This is a genomic window from Pseudomonas resinovorans NBRC 106553 (assembly GCF_000412695.1).
Lineage (GTDB): Bacteria > Pseudomonadota > Gammaproteobacteria > Pseudomonadales > Pseudomonadaceae > Metapseudomonas > Metapseudomonas resinovorans_A.
This window is the reverse complement of sequence record NC_021499.1, coordinates 291,497-310,635: the sequence shown is the minus strand read 5'-3', so window position 1 is coordinate 310,635 and position 19,139 is coordinate 291,497. Positions and strand designations below refer to the sequence as shown.

The window sequence follows — 19,139 nt, the reverse complement described above, 5'->3', positions numbered from 1 at the left end:
TGTAGAGCGCAGGTAATGTCCACGATAGCAGACAATATTGCAAAGGTTCGCGCGCGTATCCGTGAGGCGGCGCAAGCCTCTGGGCGAGAATTTTCCAGTGTCGGCCTGTTGGCCGTGAGCAAGACCAAACCCGCTGACGCCGTGCGCGAGGCTTTCGCCTGCGGCGTGGCCGACTTCGGCGAGAACTACCTGCAGGAAGCCCTGGCCAAGCAGCTGGAACTCGCCGACCTGGCGCTGACCTGGCATTTCATCGGCCCGATCCAGTCGAACAAGACCAAATCCATTGCCGAACATTTCCACTGGGTGCACTCGGTGGACCGCCTGAAAATCGCCGAACGCCTCTCCGCCCAGCGCCCGGCGGGACTGCCGCCACTGAACATCTGCCTGCAGGTGAACGTCAGTGGCGAAGCCAGCAAGTCCGGCTGTGCCCCGGAAGAACTACCCTCCCTGGCTGCTGCCGTGACCGAGCTGCCGAACCTGCGCCTGCGTGGCCTGATGGCCATCCCGGAACCCACCGAGGACCCCGCGGAGCAGCATGCCGCCTTTGCCCGCCTGCGCCAGTTGCAGGAGGCCCTGAACCCCGCCCTGGACACCCTGTCCATGGGCATGAGTCATGATCTTGAAGCGGCCATCGCTGAAGGTTCCACCTGGGTGCGGATCGGTACCGCATTGTTCGGCGCCCGCGACTACGGCCAGCCTACGCATTCATAAGGAAGCATTGATGAGCACTCCCCGCATCGCATTCATCGGCGCCGGCAACATGGCCGCCAGCCTGATCGGCGGCCTGCGCGCCCAAGGCGTCGCCGCCGCAAACATCCGCGCCAGCGATCCTGGCGCCGAGCAGCGCGAGAAGATCGCCGCGGAACACGGCATCAGCGTCGTGCAAAGCAACGCCGACGCCGTGCAAGGCGCCGACATCGTGGTCCTGGCGACCAAGCCGCAGGTCATGAAGACCGTCTGCGAGGCCCTGGCCCCGAGCCTGAAAGACGGCCAGCTGGTGGTCTCCATCGCCGCCGGCATCACCTGCGCGAGCCTGGCCGCCTGGCTCGGCGCGCGCCCGATCGTGCGCTGCATGCCCAACACCCCGGCGCTGCTGCGCCAGGGCGTCAGCGGCCTGTACGCCAACGCCGAAGTCAGCGCCACCCAGCGCGAACAGGCCGAACAGCTGCTGTCGGCCGTGGGCATCGCCCTCTGGCTGGAAGAAGAGAAGCTGATCGACGCGGTGACCGCCGTGTCCGGCAGCGGCCCGGCGTACTTCTTCCTGCTGATGGAGGCCATGACCGCCGCCGGTGAGAAGCTCGGCCTGCCGCGTGACACCGCCGAGCAACTGACCCTGCAGACCGCCCTGGGCGCCGCGCGCATGGCGGTCGCCAGCGATGTGGATGCCGCCGAACTGCGCCGCCGGGTAACCTCGCCCAACGGCACCACCGAGGCAGCTATCAAGACTTTCCAGGCCGGCGGCTTCGAAGCCCTGGTGCAACAGGCCCTGAACGCCGCCGACCGGCGCTCGGCCGAACTCGCCGAACAACTGGGCCAATAAGGAGCTCTCGATGACCGGACTCAACACCGCAGCCATTTATGTGATCCAGACCCTCGGCAGCCTCTACCTGCTGATCGTCCTGCTGCGCTTCATCCTGCAACTGGTACGCGCCGACTTCTACAACCCGCTGAGCCAGTTCGTGGTCCGCGCCACCAAGCCGCTGCTCAACCCGCTGCGCAAGATCATCCCCGGCTTCGGCGGCCTCGACATCGCCGCCCTGGTGCTGGCGATCCTGGTCCAGCTGCTGCTGATGGTCGTGACCCTGACCCTGATGGGCTACGGCATTGGCGGTTACCTGCTGCAGCTGCTGGTCTGGTCGATCATCGGCGTCACCTCGCTGTTCCTGAAGGTGTTCTTCTTCGCCCTGATCATCAGCGTGATCCTCTCCTGGGTCGCCCCGGGCAGCTACAACCCCGGCGCCCAGCTGGTGAACCAGATCTGCGAGCCGCTGCTGATGCCCTTCCGCAAGATACTGCCGAACCTCGGCGGCCTGGATATTTCGCCGATCTTCGCCTTCATCGCGCTGAAACTGCTGGATATGCTGGTAATCGGCAACCTCGCCGCCATGACCGGCATGCCGCAGATCCTCAGCCCCTTCCTCTGATGGGCTGGTTCCGCTGGGTGGGCGAGGACCTGGTCCTCGACTGCCACCTGCAGCCCAAGGCGAGCCGCGACGAGTTCGCCGGGCTGCACGGCGAACGCCTGAAGATCCGCCTCACCGCGCCGCCGGTGGAGGGCAAGGCCAACGCCCATCTCATGGCGTTCCTGGCGCAGGCCTTCGGGGTCGCCAAGAGCCAGGTGAGCCTGGAAAGCGGTGAACTGAACCGGCAGAAGCGGGTGCGCATCCAGCGCCCGCGAACCCTCCCCGACCTGCCCGGACTGACCGCTCGGCAGGCCTGACCGACCTTAAGGCGGGCGGCGTCTTTCCGGCGATTGACGGCCAACCTCCAGCGCGCATAATGCCCAGCAATGACAGGCTGGCACTCTGCCTTTACCTCATCCCGGAGCAGACCCCCGGATGGCGTGTTGCGACCGCCGGCCTCATCGCCAATCCGATTCGACGTTTTTCAATCCCGTACGCAGGATGCGTGATCACGAGGAGAGCCTGAATGAGCATGGAGCGTCTCAGTCAGCAAGTCGACGCCTACGTTGCCTGGAAGCGCGAGCTGCTGCGGGAGATCACCCGCTACAGAAGCTGGCTGGAACACAATCGGCTCAACTCCGACTCGCTCTCCACCAAGCTCGAACGCATCCAGCGCCTGCTCCGCACCGATCACATCACCCTGGCCTTCGTCGGCGAGTATTCGCGCGGCAAGACCGAGCTGATCAACTGCCTGTTCTTCTCCGAATTCGGCCAGCGCATGCTGCCGTCCCAGGCCGGGCGCACCACCATGTGCCCCACCGAGCTGTTCTTCGACCCACGCTCCGAACGCTCCTACATCCGCCTGCTGCCCATCGAGTCGCGCATGGCGGAAGCCAGCGTCACCCAATTCAAGCGCGCGCCACGGCACTGGGTGAACATCCCGCTGGACACCAGCGACCCGGACAACATGGTCCAGGCCTTCGCCCAGGTGGCACGGACTAAACCCATGCCGGTGGAACAGGCCATCCAGCTGGGCTTCCACCCCGACATGCTCGACCCCACCGGGCGCCCCGGCGAAGTGCTGGTTCCGGCCTGGCGCCACGCCATGGTCAACTTCGACCACCCCTTGCTGCGCCAGGGCCTGCGCATCCTCGACACCCCCGGCCTGAACGCCCTGGGTAGCGAGCCCGAACTGACCCTGTCGATGCTGCCCAGCGCCCAGGCCATCGTCTTCCTGCTCTCGGCCGATACCGGCGTCACCGCCAGCGACATGAGCGTCTGGCAGCAGCACATCCGCCAGCTGGACGAGGATACCCAGGCCCACCTGTTCGCCGTCCTGAACAAGATCGATGTGCTGTGGGACGACCTGGCCGGCGAGAACTTCGTGCAGAACGCGATTCGCCGCATCCAGGAAACCACCGCGCGCCAGCTGGGCATTCGCAGCGAAGAAGTACTGCCGCTGTCGGCCAAGCAGGCGCTGCTGGCCAAGGTCCGCAACGACGACGAACTCCTCGCCCGCAGCCAGGTGGGCGCCCTGGAGTCGCTGCTGTGCGAGCGCATCGTCACCCAGAAGGAACGCCTGATCGAAGACCAGGTGGCGCACCAGATGATGAGCCTGCTGCAGAACAGCCTGCACGTGCTCAACCTGCGCCTGGACAAGGTCCGTGAGCAGCAGACGATGCTCGACAACCACCAGCAGGACAACGGCCAGATGCTCTTCGAGCTGACCGCCCGCACCAAGGAAGACCACGCCCAGCACCACCGCCGCCTGCTGGGCCTGAAGACCAACCAGCGCCTGCTCAAGCGCCAGGGCGACGCCCTGCGCAACGCCGCCCGCACCGAGCGCCTGGAAGAACACCTGGCACAACTGCGTCGCGAGCTGACCGGCAGCTGGACCACGGTCGGCATCAACCAGAGCATCCTGCACTTCTTCCGCGCGGTGGCGGGCGACCTGCGCAGCCTGGAGCACGAGGCCGAGATGGCCAACAAGATGGTTTCCGCCATCTACCGCCGGCACAACGAAGAGAACCCGCTGCACGGGGTCGATGCGCCACAGTTCAACGTCCAGCGCTACCTGCGCGAAGTCGCTCAGCTGCGCGCCAAGGCCGACCAGTTCCGCCTGCATCCCAAGACCCTGCTGACCGAACAACGCCAGCTCGGCAAGCGCTTCTTCGACACCCTGGTGCAGGAAGTCATCGGCATGCACCATCGCCTGCGCCAGGAAGTCGCCCAATGGGCCGGCGACGCGCTGATGCCCTTGATGCAGCACACCCTGGAGCACAAGCAGCTGCTGGAGACCCACATGCTGCGGCTCAAGGCCCTGGCCCAGGAAACCCAGCTCACTCGCCAGCGCGGCCAGCAACTGGAGCGCTACACCGAGGAACTGGAGCAGCAGATCGCCCAGGCCAACGAGATGCTGCGCACCTTCCGCATGCCCTCGCCGATGCAGCGCATGGGCAAGGTGGTCAACCTGCCGCTGGCAACCCGCCGGCAGAGTGGCGGCGAATCCGCCTGAACGCCCGCAGAGCCTGAATATTCAACGCCTTAGCCGCCGCCCCCCCGCGCTTGCCGCAGGGGGCGGCGCTCTTTAGACTGGCGAGCTTCCCAAATCGAGAGCAGGGTCGCGATGCCCACCGCCATTCCCATGGATTCCGTCGGCCTGGTCAGCCCCCAGGTGCAGCGCTTCAGCGAGCCGCTGGCACTGGCCTGCGGCCGCAGCCTGGCCGACTACGAACTGGTCTATGAGACCTACGGCGAGCTGAACGAGTCCCGCAGCAATGCCGTGCTGATCTGCCACGCGCTGTCCGGCCACCATCACGCCGCCGGCTACCACAGCATGGAAGACCGCAAGCCGGGCTGGTGGGACAGCTGCATCGGCCCGGGCAAGCCCATCGATACGCTGAAGTTCTTCGTCGTCAGCCTGAACAACCTCGGCGGCTGTAACGGCTCCACCGGCCCCTCCAGCGTCAACCCGGCCACCGGCTCGCCGTTTGGCGCCGACTTCCCGGTGATGACGGTGGAAGACTGGGTCAACAGCCAGGCGCGCCTGGCCGACGTCCTCGGCATCCAGCAATGGGCTGCCGTGGTGGGCGGCAGCCTGGGCGGCATGCAAGCCATGCAATGGACCATCAGCTACCCGGACCGCGTGCGCCACTGCCTGGCCATCGCCTCGGCGCCCAAGCTCTCGGCGCAGAACATCGCCTTCAACGAAGTCGCGCGCCAGGCGATCCTCACCGACCCGGACTTCCACGGCGGCCACTTCCAGGACCAGGGCGTGATTCCCAAGCGCGGGCTGATGCTGGCGCGCATGGTGGGCCACATCACCTACCTGTCGGACGATGCCATGGGCGAGAAATTCGGCCGTGGCCTGAAGAGCGAGAAGCTCAACTACGACTTCCACAGCGTGGAATTCCAGGTGGAGAGCTACCTGCGCTACCAGGGCGAGGAATTCTCCGGGCGCTTCGACGCCAACACCTACCTGCTGATGACCAAGGCCCTGGACTACTTCGACCCGGCCGCCGCCCACGACGGCGACCTGGCGCGCACCCTGGCGGTGGCCAAGGCGGACTTCTGCGTGATGTCCTTCACCACCGACTGGCGCTTCTCCCCGGCCCGCTCGCGGGAAATCGTCGACGCCCTGAGCGCGGCGCGGAAGAACGTCTGCTATCTGGAAATCGACGCGCCCCAGGGCCACGACGCCTTCCTCATGCCGATCCCGCGTTACCTCCAGGCCTTCAGCAGCTACATGAACAGGATTGCGGTGTAACCCATGCGTGCCGACCTCGAAATCATCCAGGACTGGATCCCCGCCGGCAGCCGGGTACTCGACCTTGGCTGCGGCCGCGGCGAACTGCTGGCCTGGCTGCGCGACAACAAGCAGGTCACCGGCTACGGCCTGGAGATCGATCCGGAAAACATCGCCCACTGCATCGACCATGGGGTGAACGTGATCGAACAGGACCTGGACAAGGGCCTGGGCAACTTCGCCAGCAACAGCTTCGACGTGGTGGTGATGACCCAGGCGCTGCAGGCCGTGCACTACCCCGACCGCATCCTCCAGGAGATGCTGCGGGTCGGCCGCGAGTGCATCATCACCTTCCCCAACTTCGGCCACTGGCGCTGCCGCTGGTACCTGGCGCGCAACGGGCGCATGCCGGTGTCGGAGTTCCTGCCCTACACCTGGTACAACACGCCGAACATCCACTTCTGCACCTTCAAGGACTTCGAGCAGCTGTGCCGCGAGATGCAGGTGAAAGTCCTCGACCGCCTGGCCGTGGACCATGAGCACCGCCACAACCTGCCCAGCCGTGTATGGCCTAATCTGTTGGGTGAGATCGGCATCTATCGCGTCAGCGGTCCGGGCCTTGCGGACCACCGCGTCGCGGTCTGAACCAAAGGAGACCCAGCATGCGTCGACTAGCCCTGTTCCTTTTCGCCCTTTGCCTGGCCCTGCCGGCCGCCGCCGAGCGCAAGCAGACCTTCGGCGACATGGACGTGCACTACAACGCGTTCAATTCCAGCTTCCTGCAGCCGGACGTCGCCGCTGCCGTGGGGCTGATCCGCAGCAAGACCCAGGGCGTGGTCAACGTCGCCGTGCTCAAGGGCGGCAAGGCCAGCACCGCCAACGTCAGTGGCCAGGTGAAGAACCTGCTTGGCCAGGTCACCCCGCTGCAGTTCAAGCAGGTCAGCGAGGGAGAGGCCATCTACTACCTGGCCCAGTTCCCCTTCGGCCAGCGTGAAATGCTCAACTTCACCCTCAATGTCCAACGCGGAGATGAAGCGGCCCACAGCTTCAGCTTCGACCAGGAATTCTTCCCCGACGAATGATGCCCTTCAAAGAACTGGTGCTGGCCAGCCACAACGCCGGCAAACTCAAAGAACTCCAGGCCATGCTCGGCGACAGCGTGAAAGTGCGCTCGATCGCCGAGTTCAGCGAAATCGAGCCGGAAGAAACCGGCCTGACCTTCGTCGAGAATGCCATCCTCAAGGCCCGCAATGCGGCGCGGGTGTCCGGCCTGCCGGCACTGGCCGACGACTCGGGCCTGGCGGTGGACTTCCTCGGCGGCGCCCCCGGCATCTATTCGGCGCGCTATGCCGACGGCAAGGGTGACGCGGCGAACAACGCCAAGCTGCTCGATACCCTGCGCGACGTACCGGAAGCCGAGCGCGGCGCGCAGTTCATCTGCAGCCTGGCGCTGATGCGGCATGCCGACGACCCCCTGCCGATCCTCTGCGAAGGCCAGTGGCGCGGCAGCATCCTCTTCGAGGCCCGTGGCGAACATGGCTTCGGCTACGACCCGCTGTTCTGGGTCGCCGAATGCGGCGCCTCCGCCGCCGAACTCTCCCCCGCCGACAAGAACCGCCTCAGCCACCGCGCCCGCGCCATGGCCTTGCTCAAGCAGCGGCTGGGGATATGAAAGGCACCGCCGCGCACCTGGCGGCCGGAAGCACGGGCTTCCAGCTGCCGCCCCTGGCGCTCTACGTCCATATCCCCTGGTGCGTGCGCAAATGCCCCTACTGCGACTTCAACTCCCACGCCGCCGGCCCCGAGCTGCCTGAAGAAGCCTACATCGACGCCCTGCTCGCCGACCTCGAGCAGGACCTTGGCCACGTGCATGGGCGCGAGCTGACCTCGATCTTCTTCGGCGGCGGCACGCCCAGCCTGTTCAGCGCCAACGCCCTTGGCCGGCTGCTGGATGGCGTGGAACAGCGGGTGCCCTTCGCCCGCGACATCGAGATCACCCTCGAAGCCAACCCCGGCACCTTCGAGCAGGCCAAGTTCGCCGCCTACCGCCAGCTCGGCATCAACCGCCTGTCCATCGGCGTGCAGAGCTTCCAGGAAGACAAGCTCAAGGCCCTGGGCCGCATCCACGATGGCAGCGAAGCCGTGCGCGCCGCCGACATGGCGCGCAAGGCCGGCTTCGACAACTTCAACCTGGACCTGATGCACGGCCTGCCGGAGCAATCCATCGAGGACGCCCTGGACGACTTGCGGATCGCCATCGCCCAAGGGCCGACGCACCTGTCCTGGTACCAGCTGACCATGGAACCCAACACGGTGTTCTGGAACCAGCCGCCCGAGCTTCCCGAGGACGACATCCTCTGGGATATCCAGGAAGCCGGCCAGGCGCTGCTGGCCGAGCACGGCTACGCCCAGTACGAAGTCTCGGCCTACGCCCGCGACAACCAGCAGGCGCGGCACAACCTCAACTACTGGGCCTTCGGCGACTTCCTCGGCATCGGCGCTGGCGCCCACGCCAAGCTGAGCAGCCCGGAAGGCCGCATCATCCGCAGCTGGAAGACCCGCCTGCCGAAGGATTACCTGGACCCGGCCAAGCGCTTCCAGGCCGGCGAGCGGCACCTGGACCAGGACGAACTGCCCTTCGAATTCCTCATGAATGTGCTGCGCCTCACAGACGGCGTGCCCGCGGAGCTGTTCACTCAGCGCACCGGCATGGCGCTGACCGACCTGGCGGCGGCACGCGGTGAAGCCGAGACCCATGGCTTGCTGCTGAAGGACCCGTCACGGCTAGTGGCCACCCGTGAAGGCCAGCTGTTCCTCAATGACCTGCTGCAGCATTTCCTGCCTTGACGAGCTACCTGCGGATTTGGAATCGTCTGCCCTCGAACGCAACCGCTAAGGACCCTGGATGGAAGTCGTACTGGACCTGATCGCCACCCTCTCGCGCTGGAGTCGCGGCCACCTCAGCGATATCGCCCTGGCCATCATGGCCACTATCCTGGTGCTGTTCGGCCCCTCCCTGAACGCCTGGGTGCAGCAGCGCATCGGCAGCCTCAACTTCATCTTCCGCACCCTCCTCTTCGTGCTGCTCTGCGCGGTTGGCTACGGCCTGGCGATGATCTACGTCACGCCCTGGCTGGCCAAGGGCCTGGGTTACTTCAACAACTACACCCTGGCGCCCGTCCTGCTACTAGTCTTCTTCGTGATTGGCGTGATCGCCGATCGCAACTGAGGCCGTGCCTTTCTTTGGCGGCCGCGGCCGCCAACCAGGGAGCACGTCCATGAAGCCGATCAAACACCTCTACCTGCACTTCCAGGACGGCCAGCGCCTGGCCCTGCGCTTTCCCCAGGTGTCCGCCGACCCGGTGGAGGTCGCGCGCAATCTGCGCCGACAGCTGGAGTCGCCCTTCCTCAGCATCGAAGTGGATGGCGACCTGCTGCTGATCCCCCGCGAAAGCATCAAGTACATGCAGATCAGCCCCGCACCGCCGGCCCTGCCGGAGGCGACGGTAATGGGTGCCGAGCTGATCAACTGAGGCGACATGGCGCCGCCCGGGTGGACCACGCTTCATCGGTCCACCATTCGCGCTCCCCCGTGGCTCCGATGGTGGATGGAAAAGCGCCATCCACCCTACGCGCCACGCGACCGCGAAATCGCCCCCCACAAAGCACCCGCCCATTAAAAAGCCGCCCCGAGGGGCGGCTGGGATTGGCCAGGCAGGCCGGAATCAGTTGCCTTCGCGCCGCAGCGCCTGGGGAGTGAAATCCCTCGGGCTGAGCGGGGCGTTGAAATCATACATGGGTTCGTTGTTGTCGAGACCATCGACGAAATACCGTTCGCCCTGGAAATCGTAGATGGTTTCCAGCGTACTGCCGAACATCGGTACATCGTAGTAGCTGATCGGGTGGCTTTCCTGCATGCCGCTCAGGTTCCCTTCCTTGTCGTAGAGGTCCACGGCGAGGATCTGCCAGCTGTCCTCGTCCAGGTAGAAACGACGCTTGGCGTAGGGATGGCTGAAGCCCTTGCGCAGGGTCGCTTCCACCACCCAGACCCGGTGCTGTTCATAGCGCAGCAGGTCGGGGTTCACGTAGCCGGGCTTGAGGATCTGCTCGTAGGGTACGCCCCGCTGATGCACCGCATAGCTGTTGTAGGGCACCAGCATTTCCCGCTTGCCCAGCAGCTGCCACTCGTAGCGGTCCGGCGCGCCATTGTAGGAATCCACCACGTCGGCGGTCGCCAGGCCGTTGGTGTCGGGTTGCAGGGTGTCGTAGGCCAGCATCGGCAGGCGACGCACGCGACGCTCGCCACGGTTGAAGCGCCAGGCCTTGCGGATCGACAGCACCTGGTCGAGGGTCTCCTGGACCACCAGGGCCGAGCCGGACAGCTTGGCCGGCGCGACCACGCGGTACTTGTAGAAGAACAGGGTGTTCTCCAGGTTGGCCGGGGTCATGCCGTCGCGGCCGTAGACGAAGTAGATGTCGCGTTCCAGCTTGAGCAGGTTGTAGCTGCCGTTGTTGAGGACAGCCGCCTGGTTGGTGGTGAAGTGAATCTGCTCGCCACGGTAGCGCAGGATGTGGTTCCAGATGGCTTCCAGGCCGTTGGCCGGGATCGGGAAGGGCACGCCCGCGGCCACGCCTTCCACCCCGTTGCCGCCCGCGATCAGGCTGCCGTTCACGGCGTTGAAGCGAGTGGCGTCGTAGATACGTTGCGGCGCCGCGGCGCTGCGGTGAGTCGGGAAGACCCGCAGACGATAGTCCGGGTGCGCCTGCAGCAAGGCCTTGTGTCCCGGGGTCAGCAGTTCATCGTACTGCCCGAGGTTGCCACCATCGATGACGAAGAGCGGGGCCTCGCCGGCAAACGGATCGGGATGATGCATGCCCGGCTGGTAGTCGGCGGGCGGGGTGGCGAGGCCGCCGTCCCAGGCCGGGATGGTGCCTGAGGCGTTGCCGGCGCGCTCGCCGCCGAGCGGGGTGAGGTCCTGCCCGAGTCTGGCGGCCTGGTTGGCGTCGACCTTGGCCTGGGCTTGCAGGGCGCAGCCGGCCAGGAGCAGATATCCGAAAGTTTTCAACAACACAGCCTTCTCCCCAACGACGCACATACCGCTACGTCGCTCTTATTCTTATGGCGCCAGCCCAGGGGCCGGCGTTGCTATGGTCGGATCAGGTGAGGTGCCGGGTGGTCCCGGTCTAGTCAGGTGTGCCGGTGCGCCGCCCCGCGGCGCAGCCGGTCAATCGATGCGCTGGAACTTCAGGTCCCAGACGCCGTGCCCGAGGCGTTCGCCGCGGCGCTCGAACTTGGTCACCGGGCGCTCTTCCGGACGCGGGACATAACGACCGTCCGCCGCCAGGTTGCGGTAGCCCGGGGCGACATTCATCACTTCCAGCATGTGCTCGGCGTAGTGCTCCCAGTCGGTGGCCATGTGCAGCACGCCGCCGACCTTGAGTTTCTGCCGCACCAGCTCGGCGAACGCCGGCTGGACGATGCGCCGCTTGTGATGGCGGGACTTGTGCCAGGGATCGGGGAAGAACAGCAGGACGCGGTCCAGGCTGGCGTCGGCGACGCAGTCGCGCAGCACTTCCAGGGCATCGCAGCTGTACACGCGAATATTCGACAGGCCCTGGGTCATGGCGCCATTGAGCAGGGCGCCGACGCCCGGCCGATGTACTTCGACGCCGATGAAGTCCTGCTCCGGCGCGGCCGCGGCCATCTCCAGGGTGGCGTGACCCATGCCGAAACCGATTTCGAAGGTGCGCGGCGCGCTGCGGCCGAACAGGGCGTCGAAGTCCCGCAGGCCATCGCCCAGTTCCAGGCCGAACTGCGGCCAGCCCTGGTCGAGGCCGCGCTGCTGGCCTTCGGTCATGCGCCCGGCACGCATCACGAAACTCTTGATCTCGCGGCGGTGGCGCGTTTCGTCGGCGGCGGCCGGCGAGCCCTGTTCTTCAATCATGTTGCAAAAACCTGTCTGTAAAATTCAGAGCCTGCTCACGATCCGGTGCACGGGTGCGCAGCGGATCGTGTAGGTAATTAGCGGATCAGGCCGTCCAGCGGGGAGGACGCGCTGGCGTAGAGCTTGCGCGGCATGCGCCCGGCCAGGTAGGCCAGGCGACCGGCGACAATGGCGTGCTGCATGGCCTGGGCCATCATCACCGGGTTCTGCGCATGGGCGATGGCGGTGTTCATCAGCACCGCCTCGCAGCCCAGCTCCATGGCGATGGTGGCGTCGGAGGCGGTGCCTACGCCTGCATCAACCAGCACCGGGACCTTGGCTTCCTCGAGGATGATGCGCAGGTTCCAGGGGTTGCAGATGCCCATGCCGGAGCCGATCAGGCCAGCCAGGGGCATCACGGCGATGCAGCCCATCTCGGCCAGTTGGCGGGCGATGATGGGGTCGTCGCTGGTGTAGACCATGACGTCGAAGCCGTCCTTGACCAGTTGCTCGGCGGCCTTGAGGGTCTCGACGACGTTGGGGAAGAGGGTCTTCTGGTCGGCCAGTACTTCCAGCTTGACCAGGTTGTGGCCATCCAGCAGTTCGCGGGCCAGGCGGCAGGTGCGCACCGCTTCCTCGGCGTTATAGCAGCCGGCGGTGTTCGGCAGGATGGTGTACTTGTCCGGGGAGATCACGTCCAGCAGGTTCGGTTCGCCCGGATTCTGGCCGATGTTGGTACGGCGCACGGCCACGGTGACGATCTCGGCGCCGGAGGCTTCGATGGCCTCGCGGGTCTCGTCGAGGTCCTTGTACTTGCCGGTGCCCACCAACAGACGCGATTGATAGGTACGGCCCGCGAGGGTAAAGGGCTTGTCGATCGGCGTGTGGCTCATGCTGGACTCCTGGCGGGCAGAGGGGATTGCTTGATGCGCGGAATGGGTGCGGCGGGTGGAGCGGCGGGCCTGGGCGACTAGCCGCCACCGATGGCGTGGACCACCTCGATGCAGTCGCCTTCGGCGAGGGCCGTGGTGGCGTGCTGGCTGCGCGGCACGATGTCGAGGTTGAGCTCGACCGCGACGCGGCGGCCGGTCAGATCCAGGCGGGAAATGAGGTCCGCGACGGTCTGGCCGTCGGGCAGCTCGAAGGGTTCGCCGTTCAACTGAATGCGCATGACGGGTCGGTCACAACTGGAAATGGGGTCGGCATTCTAGCCCGATAGCCGCGCGGTACCAAGGCTAAAGGACACCATTCGTCCCGCAAATCTGACGCAAGAGTCAGGTAAGCGACTTCCAGGCCGCCAGCCCCAGGCACAGCCAGCCGGCGAGGAATGCCAGACCGCCAAAGGGGGTGACGATGCCAAGCTTGCCGATGCCCGACAGGGTCAGCAGGTAGAGGCTGCCGGAGAACAGCAGGATGCCGAGGGCGAAGAAGCCACCGGCCAGGTTCACCAGGCGCCCTGGCGTGTGCAGCGCCAGCAGGGCCACGCCGAACAGGGCCAGGGCGTGGATCAGTTGGTAATGCGTGCCGGTCTGGAACACCGTCAGGTATTCGGGGGTCAGCCTGCTCTTCAGGCCATGGGCGGCGAACGCACCGAGGGCCACACCGGTAAAACCGGCAAATGCGGACAACAGCAGGAACAGGCGCGCCATGATGACTCCAGACAGGGGATGGACGGCCGCTATAATGGCTCGCAAATTTCCCCGGGCCAAGCCAGCATGTTCAGCACCATCCGCCGCCGACTGTTCAAACTGCTGCTCTGGTTCGCGGCCGCCTCCGTGGTGCTGGTGATCCTGTTCCGCTGGGTGCCGCCGCCGGGCTCGATGCTGATGGTGGAACGCAAGATCGAGTCCTGGTTCAGCGGCGAACCCATCGATCTCAAGCGCGACTGGGTGCCCTGGGAAAAGCTGCCCACCGACCTGAAGGTCGCGGTTATCGCCGCCGAAGACCAGAAGTTCGCCGAACACTGGGGCTTCGACGTCCCCGCCATCCGCAAGGCCCTGACCCACAACGAACGCGGTGGCTCCATCCGTGGCGCCAGTACCCTGAGCCAGCAGGTGGCGAAGAACCTGTTTCTCTGGTCGGGCCGCAACTGGCTGCGCAAGGGGCTGGAGGTCTGGTTCACCGGCCTGATCGAGCTGTTCTGGCCGAAGCAGCGCATCCTCGAGGTCTACCTGAACAGCGTCGAATGGGGCAATGGCGTCTTCGGCGCGGAAGCGGCGGCGCAGCGTCACTTCGGCGTGCCCGCCGCACGACTGTCACGCCAACAGGCGGCCCTGCTCGCGGCGGTGCTGCCCAACCCGCGCAAATGGAGCCCTGCGCGGCCGACCAGCTACGTCGCCAACCGCGCCGCCTGGATTCGCCGGCAGATGAACCAGTTGGGCGGTGGCGAGTACCTGCAGAAGCTCTGATGCCGGGCATTACCCTAGGTTGTGGCTGAGCCGTGCGAAGCCCAACATCGCTGCCTGTTCGGAAGCGAAGCGTTGGGCTCAGTGCTTCATCGCCTCGCGGGGTACCAGGTGCAGCAACTGCAGCTGGTTTTCCAGCAGATGCGCGCTGAGGCCCTGCTGGGGATAGATCCAGGCCTCGCCCTCACCGGTGCGCAGGCGCAGACGGGGCGCACCGATGCTGGCGATCAGACGCGCCGCCGACACCTCGGCCATGGGCACCATGTTCAACACCGCCACCCGATGCCCGCCCAGCTGCGCCAGCAGCTCGGGGCTCAGCGGTTGCTCATCGGTGCCCTTGCCCAGGGACTTGGCCAGGCTGGCGCGCTCGCTTTCGCTGAGCTGCAGATCCGCCTCGAGGCGCCAAGCGCCCTCCTCACGATCCTGCTCGGAACGGAAGACCAGGCGCGGGCCTTCGGCACGGGGCTGCAACCAGAGCTCGCCCGGCGCCACCTCGGCCAGCTGCGCCAGGGTCAGGCTCTCGTCGGCCAGGGGATTGATCACCGATTCCTGCCACTCCACCAGCCAGGGCAGCGGTTCGGAACGGTCGGACTGGCGACTCATCCACAGCGCCAGGGAAAAGAACAGCACGGCGACCGAGGCGAACAGCAGCCAATGGCTGGAGCGCAGGGGCGGCAAGGGCATGGCGTTTTTTCTCCAGACAGCAAAAAGCCGCACCGAAGTGCGGCTTTCCTGCGGTTTCTGCGTTACGCCTGAATGAAGCCCTTGAGCTTGTTCATGGCGTTCTTCTCCAACTGGCGAATACGCTCGGCGGAGACGTTGTACTTGGCCGCCAGGTCGTGCAGCGTCGCCTTTTCCTCGGCCAGCCAACGCTGGTAGAGGATGTCGCGGCTGCGTTCGTCCAGACCACCCAGCGCTTCGTGCAGGTTGGCGGTGGAGCTGTCGCTCCAGTCGGCTTCCTCCAGCTGGCGTGCCGGATCGTAGCGGTGATCTTCCAGGTAATGTGCCGGGGCCTGGAAGGCCGTGTCGTCGTCGGCTTCCGCCGCCGGATCGAACGCCATGTCCTGGCCGGTCAGCCGGCTTTCCATCTCGCGCACTTCGTGGGGCTCGACACCCAGGGTGTTGGCCACCGCATGGACTTCATCGTTGTTCAGCCAGGTCAGACGCTTCTTCTGGCTACGCAGATTGAAGAACAGTTTGCGCTGCGCCTTGGTGGTGGCGACCTTGACGATCCGCCAGTTGCGCAGGATGAACTCGTGGATCTCGGCCTTGATCCAGTGCACCGCGAAGGACACCAGGCGCACACCCATCTCGGGGTTGAAGCGCTTGACGGCCTTCATCAGGCCCACGTTGCCTTCCTGGATCAGGTCGGCCTGGGCCAGGCCGTAGCCGGAATAACTCTTGGCGATGTGCACGACGAAGCGCAGGTGCGCCAACACCATTTGCCGAGCCGCTTCCAGATCTTGTTCATAGAAGAGGCGTTCGGCCAGTTCGCGCTCCTGCTCGACAGTCAGCAGCGGGATGCCGTTGACCGCATGCACGTATGCCTCCAGGTTCGCACCGGGGGCCAGGGCATAGACAGGTTGCAGGGAAGTGGTCATGCGAATCCTCCGATTCACTAAAGCTCGCGCAGTGTAGCACTGGCCTATCTGACTGCAAGGGGGTGTAAAAGTTTCCTTACAGCCCTCGCAAAGCTGCGGGAACTGGCGCCTTTTAGCGGGGAGCCAGCTCGCTCAGGTGACGGGCGACGGCCAGCCAGGCGCCAATGTAACCCAGCAGGACAGCCCCCAGAAGCAGGGATAGACCATCGGACAATGGCACTCCGCCCAGGGCGAAATCACTGCCGTAGAGACCGGCCAGACGCACCACGGCGTCGTTCAGCCAGTCCAGGCCGAAGGCCAGCACCAGCCAGGCCAGCAACCCGGCGCCGGTGCCATAGAGCGCACCCATATAAAGGAAGGGGCGACGCACGTAACTGTCGGTGCCGCCAACCAGTTTGATCACTTCGATCTCGGTACGGCGGTTCTCGATATGCAGACGAATGGTATTACCGATGACCAGGAGCAACGCCAGGATCAGCAGCACCGCCAGGCCGAAGACAAAACGCTCGCCCAGCTTGAGGATCGCCGACAGCCGCTCGACCCAGACCAGGTCCAGCTGGGCCTGCTCGATGCCGGGCAGCTCCGACAGGCGCTGGCGCAGGGCCTCCAGGCCAGCCTTGTCGACTTCCTTGGGCGTAACCAGGACCACGCCCGGCAGGGGGTTCTGCGGCAGCTCCTTGAGCGCCTCGCCCAGGCCGGATTGCTGCTGCAGCTCGGCCAGGGCCTGCTCGCGGCTGATCCACTCGGCCTCGGCCACATCCGGCATGCCGGCGATCTCGTCGCGCAGCTTCTGCCCCTGGGCCTGGTTGGCGTCCATCTTCATGAACAGGGAAATCTGTGCGGCGCGCTGCCAGGAACCGCCCAGCCGCTCGACGTTGCTGAGCAGCAGCGAAAGGCCCATGGGCAAGCTCAGGGCGATGGCCATCACCAGGCAGGTGAAGAAGCTGCCGACAGGCTGGCGACCCAGCCGGCGAAGGCTGTCCACCAGGCTCGCGCGGTGGCTTTCCAGCCAGGCGCGCAACAGGCTGCTGAAGTCCGGGCCGTCGTCGCCCTTCTCCGGCGACTCGACGTTCCGAGGCGAGGCGCCGACGCGTTCGGCAGGCTTGGGCGGCGGCATCTGCTTGGCGCTCATCAGACCGCCTCCCCGTCGCCGATCAGTCGGCCGCGTTGCAGGGTAAGCAGGCGATGGCGCATGCGCGCGATAAGCGCCAGGTCGTGGCTGGCGATCAGCACTGTGGTGCCCAAGCGATTGATGTCCTCGAATACGCCCATGATCTCGGCGGCCAGGCGCGGGTCCAGGTTACCCGTGGGCTCGTCCGCCAGCAGCAGGGCCGGGCGGTGCACGACGGCGCGGGCGATGCCGACGCGCTGTTGCTGGCCGGTGGACAGGTCGGCCGGGTAGAGCTCGGCCTTGTCCGCCAGGGACACGCGCTCCAGCGCCACGCTCACCCTTTTTGCGATCTCGGGCTTGGAGAGGCCGTGGATCTGCAGCGGCAGGGCGACGTTGTCGAATACGCTGCGGTCGAACAGCAACTGGTGGTTCTGGAAGACCACACCGATTTGCCGCCGCAGGAAGGGGATCTGCGAATTGGTGATGGTCGACAGGTCCTGCCCGGCCAGCAGCAGCTTGCCGGTGGTGGGCCGCTCCATCGCCAGCAGCAGGCGCAACAGGGTGCTCTTGCCGGCGCCGGAGTGGCCGGTGACGAAGAGGAACTCGCCGCGACGCACGCGGAAGCTCAGTTCGTGCAGGCCGACGTGGCCATTGGGATAGCGCTTGCCGACCTGCTCGAATCGAATCATGCGGACTCCCGCTCGGCGAAGAGGGCCTTGACGAAGGCGTCGGCCTCGAAGGTACGCAGGTCGTCGATGCCCTCGCCAACCCCGATGTAGCGGATCGGCAGGCCGAACTGCTTGGCCAGGGCGAAGATCACCCCGCCCTTGGCGGTGCCGTCCAGCTTGGTCAGCGCCAGGCCGGACAGGTTGACCGCCTGGTGGAACTGCTTGGCCTGGTTGATGGCGTTCTGCCCGGTGCCGGCGTCCAGCACCAGCAGCACTTCGTGGGGAGCCGTCTCGTCCAGCTTGCCGATCACGCGGCGCACCTTCTTCAGCTCTTCCATCAGGTTGTCCTTGGTGTGCAGGCGACCGGCGGTGTCGGCGATCAGCACGTCGACGCCACGGGCCTTGGCGGCCTGCACGGCGTCGAAGATCACCGAGGCGGAGTCGGCGCCGGTGTGCTGGGCAATCACCGCGATGTTGTTGCGTTCGCCCCAGACCTGCAGCTGCTCCACCGCGGCGGCACGGAAGGTATCGCCGGCGGCCAGCATGACTTTCTTGCCTTCCTGCTGCAGCTTCTTGGCCAGCTTGCCGATGGTGGTGGTCTTGCCGACGCCGTTCACGCCGACCACCAGGATCACGTAGGGCACACGGCCGCCGTCGATCTTCAGGGGCTGCTCCACTGGGCGCAGCAGTGCGGCCAGTTCGTCCTGCAGGGCCTTGTAGAGGGCGTCGCTATCGGCCAACTGCTTGCGCGCGACTTTCTGGGTCAGGCTCTGGACGATGGCACTGGTGGCTTCCACGCCGACGTCGGCGGTCAGCAGGCGGGTTTCGATTTCGTCCAGCAGGTCGTCGTCGATGGCCTTGCGGCCGAGGAACAGGCTGGCCATGCCCTCGCCCAGGCTGGCGCTGGTCTTGGACAGCCCTTGCTTGAGGCGGGCGAAGAAACCGGCCTTGGCGGGCTCCGACGGTGCGGCGGGAACGGCGGCGTCCTCGACAACCGCAGGTGCGGCTGCCGGCTGTTCGGCAACCACCACAGGTGCAGGTGCAGGTGCAGGTGCAGGTGCAGCAGGCTCGGCGACCGTTTCGGCACTCACCGGAGCGGGTGCGGGGGCGGGAACCTGCGCAGGAGCGGGCATCTCGATCGGAGCCGGGACGGGCTCGACAACCGGGGCTGCGACTACAGGGGCTGTGACTACGGGCGCCTCGACCACCACGGGTGCGGGTTCGGGAGCCGCAGGCGCAGCCTCGGGAAGCACAACGGGAGCGGGAACCGGCTCGGCGCGCTGTTCAACCGCCGGCTCGGCAGCGGGAACCGCTTCGGGCGCGGCGGGAGCGTCGGCCTCGACAGGCAGCACCGGCTCCTGGGGAGCGACGGAGGCAGTTTCCTGGGGCTTCTTGCGCAGCCAGCCGAACAAGGATTTCTTTTCCCCGGCCTGCGCCGGAGCCTTCTTGTCGTCGTTGGAACCAAACATGGGTCGATTGCATCTCAAAGGAGCGACCGTGCTGGCTCTGTGCCGGCCAGCTTCGCCGCCCCGGGAAAGGATGGGGTATCCTAGCACCTCTTC

Annotated in this window: 23 protein-coding genes; 13 read left to right on the top strand and 10 right to left on the bottom strand. The window is 65.9% G+C overall.

All coding sequences use genetic code 11. The annotated features are described in order from the left end of the window. Positions 1 to 15 precede the first annotated feature (15 nt). From PCA10_RS01435 to PCA10_RS01380, 12 genes are all read left to right on the top strand, one after another. Positions 16 to 711 (top strand): YggS family pyridoxal phosphate-dependent enzyme, encoded by a 696-nt coding sequence (locus PCA10_RS01435; protein WP_016490233.1) that lies wholly within the window; start codon positions 16 to 18, stop codon positions 709 to 711. A gap of 10 nt (positions 712 to 721) precedes the next feature. Then, positions 722 to 1,540, top strand: a complete 819-nt coding sequence (gene proC / locus PCA10_RS01430) for a pyrroline-5-carboxylate reductase (RefSeq protein WP_016490232.1) — start codon at positions 722 to 724, stop codon at positions 1,538 to 1,540. A gap of 10 nt (positions 1,541 to 1,550) precedes the next feature. Next, on the top strand, positions 1,551 to 2,144 hold the full coding sequence (locus PCA10_RS01425; protein WP_016490231.1) for a YggT family protein: 594 nt from the start codon (positions 1,551 to 1,553) through the stop codon (positions 2,142 to 2,144). After that, a complete protein-coding gene (locus tag PCA10_RS01420) occupies positions 2,144 to 2,440 on the top strand; it encodes a DUF167 domain-containing protein (RefSeq protein ID WP_016490230.1) in 297 nt (98 codons plus the stop codon). The genes PCA10_RS01425 and PCA10_RS01420 overlap by 1 nt, the downstream gene beginning before the upstream one ends. A gap of 209 nt (positions 2,441 to 2,649) precedes the next feature. After that, on the top strand, positions 2,650 to 4,638 hold the full coding sequence (locus PCA10_RS01415) for a dynamin-like GTPase family protein (RefSeq protein WP_016490229.1): 1,989 nt from the start codon (positions 2,650 to 2,652) through the stop codon (positions 4,636 to 4,638). 111 nt (positions 4,639 to 4,749) lie between these two features. Further along, on the top strand, positions 4,750 to 5,889 hold the full coding sequence (metX, locus tag PCA10_RS01410; protein WP_016490228.1) for a homoserine O-succinyltransferase MetX: 1,140 nt from the start codon (positions 4,750 to 4,752) through the stop codon (positions 5,887 to 5,889). Positions 5,890 to 5,892: 3 nt separating this feature from the next. Beyond that, complete coding sequence (gene metW / locus PCA10_RS01405; protein WP_016490227.1) at positions 5,893 to 6,513, top strand: methionine biosynthesis protein MetW; 621 nt, start codon at positions 5,893 to 5,895, stop codon at positions 6,511 to 6,513. 17 nt (positions 6,514 to 6,530) lie between these two features. Then, the gene (locus PCA10_RS01400; RefSeq protein WP_016490226.1) at positions 6,531 to 6,950 is read left to right on the top strand and encodes a DUF4426 domain-containing protein; all 420 of its coding nucleotides are present in this window, start codon (positions 6,531 to 6,533) and stop codon (positions 6,948 to 6,950) included. After that, the gene (gene rdgB / locus PCA10_RS01395) at positions 6,947 to 7,540 is read left to right on the top strand and encodes an RdgB/HAM1 family non-canonical purine NTP pyrophosphatase (RefSeq protein WP_016490225.1); all 594 of its coding nucleotides are present in this window, start codon (positions 6,947 to 6,949) and stop codon (positions 7,538 to 7,540) included. Before PCA10_RS01400 ends, rdgB begins: the two co-directional genes overlap by 4 nt. Continuing rightward, on the top strand, positions 7,537 to 8,715 hold the full coding sequence (gene hemW / locus PCA10_RS01390; protein WP_016490224.1) for a radical SAM family heme chaperone HemW: 1,179 nt from the start codon (positions 7,537 to 7,539) through the stop codon (positions 8,713 to 8,715). The genes rdgB and hemW overlap by 4 nt, the downstream gene beginning before the upstream one ends. Positions 8,716 to 8,773: 58 nt before the next feature. Further along, complete coding sequence (locus PCA10_RS01385; RefSeq protein ID WP_016490223.1) at positions 8,774 to 9,097, top strand: DUF3392 domain-containing protein; 324 nt, start codon at positions 8,774 to 8,776, stop codon at positions 9,095 to 9,097. A 49-nt stretch (positions 9,098 to 9,146) separates the two neighbouring features. Next, positions 9,147 to 9,401 carry a hypothetical protein gene (locus tag PCA10_RS01380; RefSeq protein ID WP_016490222.1) on the top strand — a complete coding sequence of 85 codons (255 nt, stop codon included), beginning with the start codon at positions 9,147 to 9,149 and terminating at the stop codon, positions 9,399 to 9,401. A 192-nt stretch (positions 9,402 to 9,593) separates the two neighbouring features. On the opposite strand, the gene PCA10_RS01375 is transcribed toward PCA10_RS01380, so the two are convergent. The 5 genes from PCA10_RS01375 to PCA10_RS01355 form a co-directional block, all read right to left on the bottom strand. Further along, positions 9,594 to 10,937 (bottom strand): DUF1329 domain-containing protein, encoded by a 1,344-nt coding sequence (locus PCA10_RS01375; protein ID WP_041770485.1) that lies wholly within the window; start codon positions 10,935 to 10,937, stop codon positions 9,594 to 9,596. Between the two features lie 156 nt (positions 10,938 to 11,093). After that, positions 11,094 to 11,813, bottom strand: a complete 720-nt coding sequence (gene trmB, locus PCA10_RS01370; protein ID WP_016490220.1) for a tRNA (guanosine(46)-N7)-methyltransferase TrmB — start codon at positions 11,811 to 11,813, stop codon at positions 11,094 to 11,096. A 77-nt stretch (positions 11,814 to 11,890) separates the two neighbouring features. Then, on the bottom strand, positions 11,891 to 12,685 hold the full coding sequence (locus PCA10_RS01365; RefSeq protein WP_016490219.1) for a thiazole synthase: 795 nt from the start codon (positions 12,683 to 12,685) through the stop codon (positions 11,891 to 11,893). A 77-nt stretch (positions 12,686 to 12,762) separates the two neighbouring features. Next, positions 12,763 to 12,963 (bottom strand): sulfur carrier protein ThiS, encoded by a 201-nt coding sequence (gene thiS, locus PCA10_RS01360; RefSeq protein WP_016490218.1) that lies wholly within the window; start codon positions 12,961 to 12,963, stop codon positions 12,763 to 12,765. Between the two features lie 103 nt (positions 12,964 to 13,066). Further along, positions 13,067 to 13,441, bottom strand: a complete 375-nt coding sequence (locus PCA10_RS01355) for a DUF423 domain-containing protein (RefSeq protein ID WP_016490217.1) — start codon at positions 13,439 to 13,441, stop codon at positions 13,067 to 13,069. A 66-nt stretch (positions 13,442 to 13,507) separates the two neighbouring features. Between PCA10_RS01355 and mtgA the strand changes: the two genes are divergently transcribed. After that, on the top strand, positions 13,508 to 14,200 hold the full coding sequence (gene mtgA / locus PCA10_RS01350; RefSeq protein WP_041770484.1) for a monofunctional biosynthetic peptidoglycan transglycosylase: 693 nt from the start codon (positions 13,508 to 13,510) through the stop codon (positions 14,198 to 14,200). Positions 14,201 to 14,278: 78 nt separating this feature from the next. On the opposite strand, the gene PCA10_RS01345 is transcribed toward mtgA, so the two are convergent. The 5 genes from PCA10_RS01345 to ftsY all read right to left on the bottom strand — a co-directional run bounded on the left by PCA10_RS01345 (position 14,279) and on the right by ftsY (position 19,046). After that, the gene (locus PCA10_RS01345) at positions 14,279 to 14,881 is read right to left on the bottom strand and encodes a hypothetical protein (RefSeq protein WP_016490215.1); all 603 of its coding nucleotides are present in this window, start codon (positions 14,879 to 14,881) and stop codon (positions 14,279 to 14,281) included. A gap of 62 nt (positions 14,882 to 14,943) precedes the next feature. Next, positions 14,944 to 15,798 (bottom strand): RNA polymerase sigma factor RpoH, encoded by an 855-nt coding sequence (gene rpoH, locus PCA10_RS01340; RefSeq protein ID WP_016490214.1) that lies wholly within the window; start codon positions 15,796 to 15,798, stop codon positions 14,944 to 14,946. A gap of 112 nt (positions 15,799 to 15,910) precedes the next feature. Beyond that, positions 15,911 to 16,930, bottom strand: a complete 1,020-nt coding sequence (gene ftsX, locus PCA10_RS01335) for a permease-like cell division protein FtsX (protein ID WP_016490213.1) — start codon at positions 16,928 to 16,930, stop codon at positions 15,911 to 15,913. Further along, positions 16,930 to 17,598, bottom strand: coding sequence for a cell division ATP-binding protein FtsE (ftsE, locus tag PCA10_RS01330; protein WP_016490212.1), 669 nt, complete (start codon positions 17,596 to 17,598; stop codon positions 16,930 to 16,932). Before ftsE ends, ftsX begins: the two co-directional genes overlap by 1 nt. Next, positions 17,595 to 19,046: a signal recognition particle-docking protein FtsY gene (ftsY, locus tag PCA10_RS01325; RefSeq protein ID WP_041770093.1), complete on the bottom strand. Its 1,452-nt coding sequence runs from the start codon at positions 19,044 to 19,046 to the stop codon at positions 17,595 to 17,597. Before ftsY ends, ftsE begins: the two co-directional genes overlap by 4 nt. Between the last annotated feature and the right edge of the window lie 93 nt (positions 19,047 to 19,139).

Excerpts from the sequence above, each read along its gene's own strand:
- PCA10_RS01435 (WP_016490233.1), top strand. The coding sequence starts at position 16 with ATGTCCACGATAGCAGACAATATTGCAAAGGTTCGCGCGCGTATCCGT.
- proC (WP_016490232.1), top strand. The coding sequence starts at position 722 with ATGAGCACTCCCCGCATCGCATTCATCGGCGCCGGCAACATGGCCGCC.
- PCA10_RS01425 (WP_016490231.1), top strand. The coding sequence starts at position 1,551 with ATGACCGGACTCAACACCGCAGCCATTTATGTGATCCAGACCCTCGGC.
- PCA10_RS01420 (WP_016490230.1), top strand. The coding sequence starts at position 2,144 with ATGGGCTGGTTCCGCTGGGTGGGCGAGGACCTGGTCCTCGACTGCCAC.
- PCA10_RS01415 (WP_016490229.1), top strand. The coding sequence starts at position 2,650 with ATGAGCATGGAGCGTCTCAGTCAGCAAGTCGACGCCTACGTTGCCTGG.
- metX (WP_016490228.1), top strand. The coding sequence starts at position 4,750 with ATGCCCACCGCCATTCCCATGGATTCCGTCGGCCTGGTCAGCCCCCAG.
- metW (WP_016490227.1), top strand. The coding sequence starts at position 5,893 with ATGCGTGCCGACCTCGAAATCATCCAGGACTGGATCCCCGCCGGCAGC.
- PCA10_RS01400 (WP_016490226.1), top strand. The coding sequence starts at position 6,531 with ATGCGTCGACTAGCCCTGTTCCTTTTCGCCCTTTGCCTGGCCCTGCCG.
- rdgB (WP_016490225.1), top strand. The coding sequence starts at position 6,947 with ATGATGCCCTTCAAAGAACTGGTGCTGGCCAGCCACAACGCCGGCAAA.
- hemW (WP_016490224.1), top strand. The coding sequence starts at position 7,537 with ATGAAAGGCACCGCCGCGCACCTGGCGGCCGGAAGCACGGGCTTCCAG.
- PCA10_RS01385 (WP_016490223.1), top strand. The coding sequence starts at position 8,774 with ATGGAAGTCGTACTGGACCTGATCGCCACCCTCTCGCGCTGGAGTCGC.
- PCA10_RS01380 (WP_016490222.1), top strand. The coding sequence starts at position 9,147 with ATGAAGCCGATCAAACACCTCTACCTGCACTTCCAGGACGGCCAGCGC.
- trmB (WP_016490220.1), bottom strand. The coding sequence starts at position 11,813 with ATGATTGAAGAACAGGGCTCGCCGGCCGCCGCCGACGAAACGCGCCAC.
- PCA10_RS01365 (WP_016490219.1), bottom strand. The coding sequence starts at position 12,685 with ATGAGCCACACGCCGATCGACAAGCCCTTTACCCTCGCGGGCCGTACC.
- thiS (WP_016490218.1), bottom strand. The coding sequence starts at position 12,963 with ATGCGCATTCAGTTGAACGGCGAACCCTTCGAGCTGCCCGACGGCCAG.
- PCA10_RS01355 (WP_016490217.1), bottom strand. The coding sequence starts at position 13,441 with ATGGCGCGCCTGTTCCTGCTGTTGTCCGCATTTGCCGGTTTTACCGGT.
- mtgA (WP_041770484.1), top strand. The coding sequence starts at position 13,508 with ATGTTCAGCACCATCCGCCGCCGACTGTTCAAACTGCTGCTCTGGTTC.
- PCA10_RS01345 (WP_016490215.1), bottom strand. The coding sequence starts at position 14,881 with ATGCCCTTGCCGCCCCTGCGCTCCAGCCATTGGCTGCTGTTCGCCTCG.
- rpoH (WP_016490214.1), bottom strand. The coding sequence starts at position 15,798 with ATGACCACTTCCCTGCAACCTGTCTATGCCCTGGCCCCCGGTGCGAAC.
- ftsX (WP_016490213.1), bottom strand. The coding sequence starts at position 16,930 with ATGAGCGCCAAGCAGATGCCGCCGCCCAAGCCTGCCGAACGCGTCGGC.
- ftsE (WP_016490212.1), bottom strand. The coding sequence starts at position 17,598 with ATGATTCGATTCGAGCAGGTCGGCAAGCGCTATCCCAATGGCCACGTC.
- ftsY (WP_041770093.1), bottom strand. The coding sequence starts at position 19,046 with ATGTTTGGTTCCAACGACGACAAGAAGGCTCCGGCGCAGGCCGGGGAA.